Annotated in this window: 10 protein-coding genes; 5 read left to right on the forward strand and 5 right to left on the reverse strand. The window is 73.7% G+C overall.

The features are described from left to right. Nucleotides 1-1,304 (forward strand): phosphoethanolamine transferase (locus tag QZ772_RS19435; RefSeq protein ID WP_295529638.1); only part of this gene is annotated, 1,304 nt, incomplete at its 5' end. Nucleotides 1,305-1,316: 12 nt separating this feature from the next. Here QZ772_RS19435 and QZ772_RS19440 read toward each other — a convergent pair. Next, nucleotides 1,317-2,216 carry a LysR family transcriptional regulator gene (locus QZ772_RS19440; protein ID WP_295529639.1) on the reverse strand — a complete coding sequence of 300 codons (900 nt, stop codon included), beginning with the start codon at nucleotides 2,214-2,216 and terminating at the stop codon, nucleotides 1,317-1,319. Between the two features lie 93 nt (nucleotides 2,217-2,309). Between QZ772_RS19440 and QZ772_RS19445 the strand changes: the two genes are divergently transcribed. From QZ772_RS19445 to QZ772_RS19460, 4 genes are read left to right on the forward strand one after another with little or no spacing between them, the layout of a single operon-like run. Continuing rightward, complete coding sequence (locus QZ772_RS19445; RefSeq protein ID WP_295529641.1) at nucleotides 2,310-3,305, forward strand: tripartite tricarboxylate transporter substrate binding protein; 996 nt, start codon at nucleotides 2,310-2,312, stop codon at nucleotides 3,303-3,305. Between the two features lie 13 nt (nucleotides 3,306-3,318). After that, a complete protein-coding gene (locus tag QZ772_RS19450) occupies nucleotides 3,319-5,004 on the forward strand; it encodes an FAD-dependent oxidoreductase (protein WP_295529643.1) in 1,686 nt (561 codons plus the stop codon). A gap of 56 nt (nucleotides 5,005-5,060) precedes the next feature. Next, complete coding sequence (locus QZ772_RS19455; protein ID WP_295529645.1) at nucleotides 5,061-5,651, forward strand: phosphatidylglycerophosphatase A; 591 nt, start codon at nucleotides 5,061-5,063, stop codon at nucleotides 5,649-5,651. Between the two features lie 40 nt (nucleotides 5,652-5,691). Next, on the forward strand, nucleotides 5,692-6,216 hold the full coding sequence (locus QZ772_RS19460) for a CinA family protein (RefSeq protein ID WP_295529648.1): 525 nt from the start codon (nucleotides 5,692-5,694) through the stop codon (nucleotides 6,214-6,216). Nucleotides 6,217-6,292: 76 nt separating this feature from the next. Here the strand turns inward: QZ772_RS19460 and QZ772_RS19465 are convergent, their stop codons facing one another. Genes QZ772_RS19465 through QZ772_RS19480 form a run of 4 tightly spaced genes read right to left on the reverse strand, consistent with a single transcriptional unit; the run spans nucleotide 6,293 to nucleotide 11,093 of the window. After that, on the reverse strand, nucleotides 6,293-7,264 hold the full coding sequence (locus QZ772_RS19465) for a succinylglutamate desuccinylase/aspartoacylase family protein (protein WP_295529649.1): 972 nt from the start codon (nucleotides 7,262-7,264) through the stop codon (nucleotides 6,293-6,295). Nucleotides 7,265-7,313: 49 nt separating this feature from the next. After that, nucleotides 7,314-8,117: a hypothetical protein gene (locus tag QZ772_RS19470; protein ID WP_295529651.1), complete on the reverse strand. Its 804-nt coding sequence runs from the start codon at nucleotides 8,115-8,117 to the stop codon at nucleotides 7,314-7,316. A 28-nt stretch (nucleotides 8,118-8,145) separates the two neighbouring features. After that, entirely contained in the window at nucleotides 8,146-10,098 is a 1,953-nt protein-coding gene (locus tag QZ772_RS19475; protein ID WP_295529653.1) for a hybrid sensor histidine kinase/response regulator, read from the reverse strand. Continuing rightward, complete coding sequence (locus tag QZ772_RS19480; protein WP_295529655.1) at nucleotides 10,095-11,093, reverse strand: ABC transporter substrate binding protein; 999 nt, start codon at nucleotides 11,091-11,093, stop codon at nucleotides 10,095-10,097. The genes QZ772_RS19475 and QZ772_RS19480 overlap by 4 nt, the downstream gene beginning before the upstream one ends. Nucleotides 11,094-11,291 lie beyond the last annotated feature (198 nt).

The following is an 11,291-nucleotide window of genomic DNA, read 5'->3' on the forward strand; positions in this document are numbered from 1 at the left end:
CCGCGGGCTATGCCGTGTGGCGCCTGACGGCCTACGGACGGCGGCGCGGCACGGTCACGGCCGGTGAGGCGACGGGTCATGCCACCGATGGCGGCGCGGCAGGCGCGGCCGTCGAAGCCACACCGCACCGGGCCTGGCTCGCCCTGCTGCTGCTGGCCTTCGCCTTCGGCGCGCTGGCCCATGCCAGCAAGCCCTGGCGACGGCTGCATCCGGTGGTCTTCTGGACGCAATGGGCCGACGATGCACGCGACCTGCGCACCGCCTGGGCCGACCAGCAGCGCATGCGCGACGCCGCCCTGCAGCACGCCCATGCGGCGGCGCCGCAGGTGACGCGTGCAGGACCGTCGACGGTGGTGCTGGTCATCACCGACAGCATCAACCGCGACAACCTGGGGCTTTACGGCTACGGCCGCAACACCACGCCGCGCCTGGCGGCCGCGCAGCAGCGCGAGCCGCAGCAGATGACGGTGCTGCGCCATGCCTGGTCGGTGGACGCGAGCACGCTGCCGGCCATGGCCAACATGATGCGATTCGGCCAGCCCACGGCCGCCGACGCGCAGCACCTGCTGCCGCTGGCGCGCGCCGCCGGCTACAAGGTCTGGTGGATGAGCAACCACGACGACGTGGCCATCGAGCAGCAGCATGCGCGGCTGGCCGACGAGGTGGAGATCGTCAACCGCGTGCCGGGCCGCGCCAGCGCCTCGCTCGATGGCGAACTGCTCGACTGCGTGCAGGAAGCCCTGGAGGACCCGGCCGAGCGCAAGCTCATCGTCGTGCACCTGCTGGGCGCCCATCCGCACTACCGGCTGCGCTTTCCGGGCTCGCAGGAAAACCCCTTCGACGACACCGTGGACGCGGTCGAGTCGGGCCTGATCGCCCAGGGCCGCCCGGCATGGGTGCGGCGCTTTCGCCAGGACTACGACAACGCCCTGCTGTATCACGACTTCGTGGTGGCCGAGACGCTGCAGCTCACGCGCACGGTGGGCCGTCTGGCCGAGTACCGGGCCTGGTTCTACGTCTCCGACCACGGCCAGGAAGTGGGCCATGGCAGCGACCATGTGGGCCACAGCCCGAGCACGGCCTCGGGCTACCGCATTCCGGCCATCGTGTGGCGCAACCAGCTGCCGGCCGATGCGCCCCCGGTGGCGCAGCGGCCCTTCCGTGCCGACTGGCTGGGCTGGACCCTCGCGGACCTGCTGGCATTGCAGTGGAAGGGACAGATCGCCGGGCGCGACGTGCTCGCGGACGACTACCGGTGGACGGCGCCGGTGCTTCCGGTGAAGGTGCGGTCGTATCTGGACTGACGGCCGAACAGGTCAGCCCAAGGCCGCCCGCAGCACCTCGATGAAGCTGCGGCTGGCCGCCGACAGCGAGCGCCCGCGCCGCGTGACCACCGAGATGTCGCGCGACACCCGTGGCGCCGAGAGCGGGATCACCGCCAGCTCGGCATCGCCACGCGCCCGCGCAAAGGCCGAGGGCATCACCGACGGTCCCAGCCCGCTGGCCGTCATCCACAGCGCCGTGGAGAGAAAGCTCACCTCGCTCGCCACCTCCAGCGCCACGCCGGCACGGGCGGCCGTCACATCCACCGTCTGCCGCACACCGTAGCCGCCGCGCGAGGTGATGACCGGATGGCCCGCCAGGTCGGTCCAGCGGATGCTTCGGCGGCCGGCCAGTGGATGGTCGCGGCGGCAGACGAAGGCCAGGTGGTCGCGCAGCAGCGGCGCGGCCTCGATGTCGGCGCCGGGGCGCTCGGGCGTGCCCAGGCCGAAGTCCACATGCTCGCCCAGCACCCGGGCCACGAACTGGTCGGGCGCGCAGTCGTCCACCACCACCCGCACGCCCGGATGCGATTCGCCGAAGCGCCGCACCGCCTCGGGCAGCAGAAAGCCCGCCAGCGTGGGCGTGATGGCGACCGCGACGCGTCCGCGCTCCAGCGTGGCCAGGTCGCGAAAGCCACCGGCCAGCGCATCGACGTCACGCAGGATGCGCTCGGCCGTGGGCAGCATGTCGGTGGCGGCGGCGGTGGGTTGCAGCGAGCGCGTGGTGCGGTCGAACAGGCGCGTGTCCAGCCCCTGCTCCAGCTGCCGCAGCAGCATGCTCACCGCCGACTGGGTGACGAAGAGCCGCTGCGCCGCCGTGCCCAGCCGGCGCGACTGGTAGACGGCGACGAAGGCGCGCAGCTGGCGGATGGTGGGCGTGAAGGAATGATTCATCAGATGACCTGAAATTTTCATTCGAATTTCTCGATTTACGAATGAATGTTGACGCGCTTCAATGCGGCCTCGACAAAAACAGGAGACAGACCGATGACGACAGAACATGCCGGCGGGCTCACCCGGCGCGCGAGCCTGGCCTCATTCGCCGCGTTGATGGCCGCGCCGCTGGCCGCCCGTGCGCAGGGCAACTGGCCCGACAAGCCCATCCGCCTGGTCGTCACCTTTCCGCCCGGCGGCAGCACCGATGCGGTGGTGCGCCTGCTCACGCCCCGCCTCAACGAGAAGCTGGGCCAGCAGATGGTGGTGGACAACCGGCCCGGCGCCGGCGGCAATGTCGGACTCACGCTGGTGGCCAAGGCGCCGGCCGACGGCTACACGCTGGGCGTGGGCGCGGCCGGTGCGCTGTCGGCCAATTCCAGCCTGTATGCGCAGATGCCCTTCGACCCGCTAAAGGACTCGAAGCCCGTGGGCATGCTGGCGGCCATTCCGTTCGTGCTGGTCGGCCACCCGTCGGTGCCGGCGCGCAACCTGCGCGAGCTGATCGCGCTGGCCCGCAGCAAGCCGGGGGGGCTGTCGGTGGGCCACGGCGGCAACGGCACCGCCATGCACCTGGCCACGGCCCTGTTCGAGCAGATGGCCGAGGCCAAGGTGGTGGGCGTGCCCTACCGCGGCTCGGGCCCGGCGGCCATCGACGCCATCGCGGGCCAGGTGCCGCTGGCCATGGTCGACCTGCCGGCCGCGCTGCAGCAGATCCGTGCCGGCAAGCTGGTCGCCTTCGGCGTCACCAGTCCGCAGCGCCTGCCCTCGCTGCCCGACGTGCCCACGCTGGCCGAGGCCGGCCTGCCCGGCTACGACGCCACCGGCTGGTTCGGCGTGGTCGCACCGGCCGCCACGCCCACGGCCATCGTCACGCAGCTCAACGAGGCGTTCAACCTTGCGCTGCGCGATCCGCAGAACCAGGCCGCCATGCGCGCCCAGGGTGTGGAGCCCGCACCGGACACGCCGCAGGCCTTCGAGCGCTACATCCAGAGCGAGACGCGCAAGTGGGGCCAGGTGATCCGCACGGCGCAAATCAAGCTTGATTGACCGAACCCAGACCATGACCTCTTCCCCATCCTCCGCCCCCTTCGACGCCGACGTGCTCATCGTCGGCGGCGGTCCCGTCGGCCTGACGCTGGCGACCGACCTGGCGCAGCGCGGCCACCGCGTGGCCGTGCCCGAGCTGCGCCGCTATGGCGAGCCGCCCAGCGTCAAGTGCAACCATGTGTCGGCCCGCACCATGGAGCAGCTGCGCCGCCTGGGCGTGGCCGCGCGCCTGCGCGATGCGGGCCTGCCGCCCGACTATCCGAATGACGTGGTGTTCCGCACCCGCATGACCGGCACCGAGCTCACCCGCATCCCCATCCCCGGTCGCCGCACGCGCTACACCGACACCACGGGCCCCGACGGCTGGTGGCCCACGCCCGAGCCGCCGCACCGCATCAACCAGATCTACCTGGAGCCGATCCTGCTCGACCACGCGGCGGCGCAGCCCGGCGTGCAGCTCTTCAACCGCACCCAGGTGGCCGAGTTCGTGCAGGACGAGGATGGCGTGACCGCCACGCTGCTCGACCTGGACAGCGGCGCCACGCGCCCGCTCCGGGCCCGCTACCTGGTGGGCTGCGACGGCGGCAGCTCCGGCGTGCGCAAGGCCATGGGCGCCAAGCTGGAAGGCACGCCGGTGATCCAGCGCGTGCAGTCCACCTTCATCCGCGCGCCGGGCCTCAAGGCCCTGCTGACGGACAAGGACGCCTGGTGCTGCTATGCCGTCAACCCCGAGCGCTGCGGCACCGTCTTCGCCATCGACGGGCAGCAGGACTGGCTGGTGCACAACCACCTGCACCCGCACGAGGCCGATTTCGACGCCGTGGACCGGGACTGGTCGATCCGCGCCATCCTCGGCGTGGGCCCCGACTTCCACTACGAGGTCATCAGCCGCGAGGACTGGGTGGGCCGCCGCCTGGTGGCCGACCGGTTGCGCGCCGGCCGCGTGTTCATCGCCGGCGACGCGGCGCACCTGTGGGTGCCCTATGCCGGCTACGGCATGAACGCGGGCATCGCCGATGCCGTCAACCTGGCCTGGCTGCTGTCGGCCCGGCTGCATGGCTGGGGCGGCGAGGCCATCCTCGACGCCTACCAGGCCGAGCGCCAGCCCATCACCGAGCAGGTGTCGCACTTCGCGATGGACCATGCGCAGAAGATGATCCGCGCCCGCGGTGCCGTGCCGCCCAACATCGAAGCCCAGGGCCCCGAGGCCGACGCCGAGCGCGCGCGCGTGGGCCGCGAGGCCTACGACCTGAACGTGCAGCAGTTCTGCTGCGCGGGCCTGAACTTCGGCTACTTCTACGCCGGCTCGCCGCTGATCGTGGACGACGGCGCCCAGCCACCCGCCTATTCGATGGGCGACTTCACGCCCTCGACGGTGCCCGGCTGCCGCGCGCCGCACTTCTGGCTGGCGGACGGCGGTTCGGTCTACGACCTGCTGGGCCATGGCTACACGCTGCTGCGGCTGGACCCGGCGGTGGACGTGGCGCCGCTGCAGGCCGCGGCCAAGGCGCTGGACATGCCGCTCACGGTGGTGGACCCGGTGGCCGCCGGCCCGCTGCCCGCGGCCTACGCCCATGCGCTGCTGCTGGTGCGCACCGACCAGCATGTGGCCTGGCGCGGCGACCGGCTGCCGGCCGATCCGGCGGCCCTGCTGGCGCAACTGGCCGGGCGCAGCGTGCAGACGGTGGCGGCGGGCTGAACGGGCCGCCGTCCGGGCACCCGTCCGGGGGTGTCCCCGTCTACCATCGGCGGCTCATGTCCGCTGCTCCGTCCTCTCCCTCCGAGGCACCCGCCTTCTCCGCGGCCCCTGCCGGCGCGTTGCCCTTGCCGCCCGTGCGGCCCACCTGGGCCTTCCTGCGTGCCCATCCGGCCCATGCCATCGCCCTCGGCTTCGGCGCGGGCCTTTCGCGCGTGGCGCCGGGCACGGCCGGCACGCTGTGGGGCTGGGCGGTGTTCATCGTGCTGTCGCATGTGCTTTCCCCCTTCGCCCTCGGCGTCATGACGCTGGCCGCTTGGCCCGTCGGCTGGTGGGCCTGCACCGTGGCGGCGCGCAATCTGCGCGTGCCCGATCCGGGCGCCGTGGTCTGGGACGAGATCGCGGCCATCTGGCTCGTGCTGTGGCTGGTGCTGCCGGCCGGGCTGCTGGCGCAGATCGTGGCCTTCCTGCTCTTCCGCCTGTTCGATGCCGCCAAGCCCGGCCCGGTGGGCTGGGCCGACCGGCTCATCCCCCACGATCCGACGGCGCCGCGCTGGGCCCTGTCGGGCCTGGGCATCCTGCTGGACGACCTGGTGGCCGCCTTCTGCACGCTGCTGGTGATCGCGCTGGCGCGCGCGCTGTGGTGGTGAACGGGCCGGCTCCTTCGCATCCGATTCGAGGCCTAGGACGATGATCATCGCCCCCGTCCCGCCCGCCGCCGACGAGGCGCCCGAGCTGCCCACGCTGGTGCGCCAGCTGGCCGAACTGCTGGGCGCCAGCGGCCGCATGCTGGCCACCGCCGAAAGCTGCACCGGCGGCCTGATCGCCGGCGCCTGCACCGACCTGGCCGGCTCCAGCACCTGGTTCGAGCGCGGCTTCGTCACCTATTCCAACGAGGCCAAGACGCAGATGCTGGGCGTGCCGGCCGATGTCATCGCCGCCCACGGCGCCGTGAGCGAGCCGGTGGCGCGGGCCATGGCCGAAGGCGCCCTCGCGCACTCGCTCGCACAGGCGGCGGTGGCCGTCACCGGCGTGGCCGGGCCGGGCGGCGGCTCGGCCGAGAAGCCGGTCGGCACCGTGTGGTTCGGCTGGTCGCTGGACGGGCTGTGCTGGACCGAGCGGCGCCTCTTCACCGGCGACCGCGCCGCCGTGCGCGCCGCGACGGTGCGGCATGCGCTGCAGACGCTGGTGACGCGGCTGCGGCCGGCGGCCTGAACGCTCGCAGGCCCCTCCCGCGCCTGCAGTCCACGCGCTCCGCGGAGCGAGCAGGCAGCGGGCCGGCCCGCGCTCCTCAGCCCAGCAGGCGCTCGCTGGGCGTGGCGAAGTAGAACCACTCGGTGCCTACCCGCGCGACGGGATTCGGGAACACGATGTGGCCATCCGCCGTGGCCCGCACCTCGCTGCCGTCATGGCGATGGCCGATGAGCTCGCCCGCCTTCACGGCGTCGAAGGTGGCCCACTCGCGCGCGAAGACATCGCCCTCGTGCAGCCGGTCGGTCACATCGCGCAGCCGCAGCAGGCGCGGCCGTGCCGGCGGATGCGCGGCCAGGCCCTCGGGCAGCGGCGCCATGCCCAGCAGCGCGAGCGTGCGGCGGATGGCCTGCCAGGCCACCTCGGGCGCCCTCGGGTCGCGATGCTGGCCGCATTCCAGCGTCACGCCGTAGCCGCCGCAGTTGCGGATGTACTCGTTGGTGCCGCGGCCGTAGTCGATCTCGTCCTCGGACGGCGCGACGCCGCCCGCGCGGCGCGCGATGGCCGCGGCATAGACGTCCAGCCAGCCTTCCACGATGGTGGGCGTGCCGATGTGCAGCGCCAGGCGGCCTTCCTCGTCGGCACGGGCGAAGGGTTCCAGCGGGCCCGGGTTGTCGCGCGGGCCGATCATGGCGAAGGCCTCGCCGGGGCTTTCGAAGGAATGCAGGTCCAGCAGCACCTCGTGCTGTGCGATCAGCGGCGCGAGCAGGTTGGTGAGCCGGTCCTCGTAGTCGCGCGGCTCGGTGCGCGGGCGGAAGGCGCGGTTGAGGTTGCGCTCGCCCTCGCGCTGCATCAGCCGCCGCGCCAGCGGATTGGCCACCGGCACCAGCGTGAGCCGGCCCCGCGCCAGGCCCAGCGCGCCGCCGTCGAGCTCGGCCTTCAGGCGCTCGATGCCGGCCGTGCCGCCCGTCTCGTCGCCGTGCACGCCGCCCATCACCAGCAGCCGGGGGCCGGGCTCGATGGCCGCGTAGGTGTGGGTGCGAAGCAGGTCGTCGGCGGGAGTGGTCGGCATCCGGCCGATTATGGGAGGCGCCCGTGACGCCCCGGACCGACCGGGGGCTTCAGGGGTCGGGCGCCGGTGCCGACGGCCCCATGCGCGCCGCCAGCGCCCACCCCAGATCGCCCACCTGCACCTGCTGGCCCTGGTGCGACAGCCGCGACTGCAGGTCGGCCCAGACGGTTCCGCCCAGCTGCTGCCAGCGGCGGCAGAAGGCGTAGTCCTCGCTCAGATAGCGCCCGCCGCCGGGCTCGGCCATGACGTCGAAGAAGCGGTGGTGCGGCAGGTGCGCATTGGCATGGTCGCCGGGGTCGGGCGTGTAGCGCAGCTCGGGCATGGCCTCGGCCATGCGCTCGAAGACGCCGCGCTCGATCAGCATGAAGCCGGTGGGCGCGTCCAGCACGGGCACGAAGCCGTCCTCGTCGGCGGTGACCGGCGTGTCGCCGACGTTGAGCGGATAGCGGGCATAGAGCGCATCGAAGTCGGCCTGCGTGCTGCCTGCAGGCAGCACGGCCGGCAGCCCCTGCAGCGGCCAGGCCGAGGTGCGGTAGGGATAGATGCCGGCCACCACCGGCCGGCCCGCCAGCAGCAGGCGCAACGCGGCCTCGGGCTCGAAGCCGATGTCGGCGTCGATCCAGAACAGGTGCGTCCAGCGCGCATCGGCCATGAACTCGGCCACCAGCCGGTTGCGGGCGCGGGTGATCAGGCTGTCGCCGTCGAGCAGGCGCGTCTGCATGGCGAAGCCGTGCTGCCAGGCCAGGTTGGCCAGCCCGAGCAGGCTGCGCGCATACAGGCTGCCCACCTGGGCGCCATGGCAGGGCGTGGCGATGAAGGGGCGGATGCTGCTCAGCTCGCTGGGGTCGCGCATGCGGTGGGCTCCTCGTCGGATGGGGGCGTCATTTCAAGGTCGCCAGCAGGGCGCGCAACCGGGCGGGCGCCACGGGCTTGGTCAGCACGGTCGCGCCCGCGGCACGCAGCCGCTGCAGGGCCTGGGGCCCCGTGGCGCCCGAGATGACCACCGCCAACGCATCGGGCTGCAGCCGGCGCGCGGCGGCCAGCACGTCCAGCCCGTCCTCGCCCTCGGCCAACTGCAGGTCGCACAGCACCAGGTCGAAGCGCTCGCCCGGCGCGCCGAGGCAGGCGACGGCGTCACGCGCGCTGGCCAGGCACACCGCCTCGCAGCCCCACTGGGCCAGCAGCTCGGCGGTGGCGATGCGGATGTGCGCGTCGTCGTCCACCATCAGGCAGCGCAGGCCGGCCAGGGACGGCTCCGCCGGCAGCACCGAAGCGGCCGGCAGGGGCGCGGCGCGGGGGGCCGCCTGCGCCTGCGGCAGCGCCAGCGAGAAGGTGCTGCCGCAGCCCAGCGCCGAATTCAGGCCGATGCGGCTGCCCAGCAGCATCGCCAGCCGGGCGCAGATGGCCAGCCCCAGGCCGAAGCCCTGACGCCGGTCGCGCTCCACATTGGCCACCTGGTAGAACTCCTCGAAGATGCGCTGCTGGTGGATGGGCGCGATGCCCACGCCCCGGTCGCGCACCTCGATTCGCACCCGGTCGCCTCCGCGCCGGCGCGCTGCGACCAGCACGGTGCCGCCCGGAGGCGAATGGCGGATGGCGTTGGCCACCAGGTTGCCGATCACCCGCTGGAGCATGCCGCCGTCGCTGCGCACGGCCAGGCCGCGGGCCCGCCACACCAGGCGCACGCGGGACGCCGCCGCATGGGCCGCGTGCTGCGCGGCCAGCGCGTCGAACAGCGGCGCCAGCGGCAGGTCGACCACCTCGGGCGTGAGCACCCGCGCATCCAGGCGCGAGATCTCGAGCAGGTCGTCCAGCAGCAGGCTCATGAAGGCCGTGCTTTCCTGCAGCCGCAGCAGGGCGGGCCGCTGCGCGTCGGCCGCGCCGGTGAGCAGGCCGTCGATGAACAGGCCCATGGCATGCAGCGGCTGGCGCAGGTCGTGGCTGGCGGCGGCCAGGAAGCGCGAGCGCGACAGCGCCGCCTGCTCGGCCTCGGTCATGCGCTCCAGCGCCACGGCCGTGGCCTCGCGCACCCGCTCGTCGCTGGCCTGCTTGTGGCGCTGCAGTTGCTCGGCCATGCGGTTGACGTCGTCGGCCAGGGTGGCGAATTCGTGCATGGGGCCGCCGCGGCGCGGCGAGCGCCCGGCGATGGCGCAACGGGCATCGAACTGGCCGGCCTGCAGCGCCGCCACGGTGTGCGTGAGGCGGCGCAGCGGCCGGGCGATGTCGCGCGCCATGTGTCGCACGGCCAGCCAGGCGCCGCTCAGCGCCAGCAAGCCGATGCCGATGCCGGTCAGCAGCGACTGGATGCGGGCGCGGCGCAGCTGCGTGGTGTCGCGCAGAGCCACCACGTTGCCGATGGCCTGATCGCCCGCCGCGGTGACGCCCGGCGGCGCGAAGGCCATGGTGCGCGAGGCCTCGCGCAGCAGCACGGGCGCGGTGAAGCTGCGCAGGCTGTCGGGATGGATGGCATCGGCACCGGCGGCCACCACATGGATGCCAGCGCCGTTGCTGATCTCCACGCGACTGGCCTGCCCGCCGCGCAGCGCGGCCTGCGCCACGCTCTGCAGCGCCGCCACGTCGCCGGCGTAGAGGCTGAGGTCGGACATGGCCGCCACCTGCCGGGCGATGGCCCGCCCCTCGGCCGCGAACACGTCGTCGAGCATCGCGAGCCGGCTGTGGGTCAGCCAGCCGGTGAGCAGCAGCGCCACCACCGCGCAGGGCAGCAGCCCCAGCCGCACCAGATCGCGCTGCAGACTGCCGCGCACCACGAGCAGCCGGCCGGACACGGAGGCAGCCGGCCGCGAATCGCTGCCGCCCAGGGCCCACAGGTTCATCTCTGCCCGGCCAGTCGCTCGGTCAGCGACTGCTCGCTGGGCAGCACGAGTCCAAGGCTGCGCGCCACGTTGGGATTGACCCGCGCCACCGCGGGCGAGGCGCTTTCGACCACGGGCACGGGCGTGGCACCGCCGGCCGCCGCCAGCCGCCGGCCCAGGGCCTGGGCCTGCCGCGCCAGCTGGGCGGGCGTGGAGACGGCCGCCGCCAGCGCACCGGAGCGCACGATGCCCTCGTTGCTCCCGAAGACGGGCACGCCCGCACTCGCCCCGGCATGCAGCACGGCGAGCGTGGCGGCCTGGCTGCTGCCGATGGCGTCGGGCAGCACCAGCAGGGCCTCGCTGCGCGGCATCACGGCGCGCAGGGCGCCGGCCAGCGACAGGGCGTCGGGCGCCTGCTCGACCTGCAGCGACCAGTCGCCGACGGCCGCGGCGCGCTGCAGCTCGCGCAGCATGGGTTCGGATTCGGCGGTGGCCACCAGCCCCAGCCGGCGGCGGCCGGGCAGCAGCGCGTCGATCAGGGCCAGCTGGTCGGCGAAGGAGGGCTCGCGCAGCAGCACGCCGATGCGCCGGCCCGGCACGCGCAGGGCGGGCAGCGGGCGCAGGCCCTCGTAGTCCAGCCGGCTGAGCATGGCCAGCAGCAGCGGCTCGCTGCCGCCGCGCTCCAGCGCCGCACGGGCGGCCGCCGCGCCCACGGCCACGGTCAGCCGCTCGGGCATGGCGGTGGGCCGCAGGCTGCGGGTGCGCACGCCGGCATTGGCGGCGGTGCGCTCGTCCTCGGCCTCGGCCGGGTCGGCCGTGGCTCCCATCGGCAGGCGCAGCAGTTCGGCCGAGGGCTGGGCCACGCGCAGTTCGCGGGCGAATTCGGCATGGCCGGGCGCGTCGTCGGCCAGCAGCACCGTCCAGCCGGCCGCCTGCGCCGACCCCAGGCCGGCAAGCAGGGCCAGGCCCAGGGCGGCGGTACGCAGGCGCTGGAAAAGGGAGGGACAGGCAGGCATGGAGGGCCGGAAACAAGCAGCAGCCCACTGTACGAAGCGCCTCGTCGCAGGGCGATAAGGCAGAGGGACTAGGGGCGGTGGATGCCGGCGCCCGCAAAGGCCGGCGCTATAACCGATGGCCTACAACGCACGCGCAGGCGCGGCGCGCGCCGCCACCTGCGCCTGGATCGCCTGGCGAAGAAGCCGCGGCGACACCGG

It is taken from the genome of uncultured Pseudacidovorax sp., from assembly GCF_913773995.1.
GTDB lineage: Bacteria > Pseudomonadota > Gammaproteobacteria > Burkholderiales > Burkholderiaceae_C > Xenophilus.

Coding starts and splice junctions, on each gene's coding strand:
- QZ772_RS19440 (WP_295529639.1), bottom strand. CDS start 2,216: ATGAATCATTCCTTCACGCCCACCATCCGCCAGCTGCGCGCCTTCGTC.
- QZ772_RS19445 (WP_295529641.1), top strand. CDS start 2,310: ATGACGACAGAACATGCCGGCGGGCTCACCCGGCGCGCGAGCCTGGCC.
- QZ772_RS19450 (WP_295529643.1), top strand. CDS start 3,319: ATGACCTCTTCCCCATCCTCCGCCCCCTTCGACGCCGACGTGCTCATC.
- QZ772_RS19455 (WP_295529645.1), top strand. CDS start 5,061: ATGTCCGCTGCTCCGTCCTCTCCCTCCGAGGCACCCGCCTTCTCCGCG.
- QZ772_RS19460 (WP_295529648.1), top strand. CDS start 5,692: ATGATCATCGCCCCCGTCCCGCCCGCCGCCGACGAGGCGCCCGAGCTG.
- QZ772_RS19465 (WP_295529649.1), bottom strand. CDS start 7,264: ATGCCGACCACTCCCGCCGACGACCTGCTTCGCACCCACACCTACGCG.
- QZ772_RS19470 (WP_295529651.1), bottom strand. CDS start 8,117: ATGCGCGACCCCAGCGAGCTGAGCAGCATCCGCCCCTTCATCGCCACG.
- QZ772_RS19475 (WP_295529653.1), bottom strand. CDS start 10,098: ATGAACCTGTGGGCCCTGGGCGGCAGCGATTCGCGGCCGGCTGCCTCC.
- QZ772_RS19480 (WP_295529655.1), bottom strand. CDS start 11,093: ATGCCTGCCTGTCCCTCCCTTTTCCAGCGCCTGCGTACCGCCGCCCTG.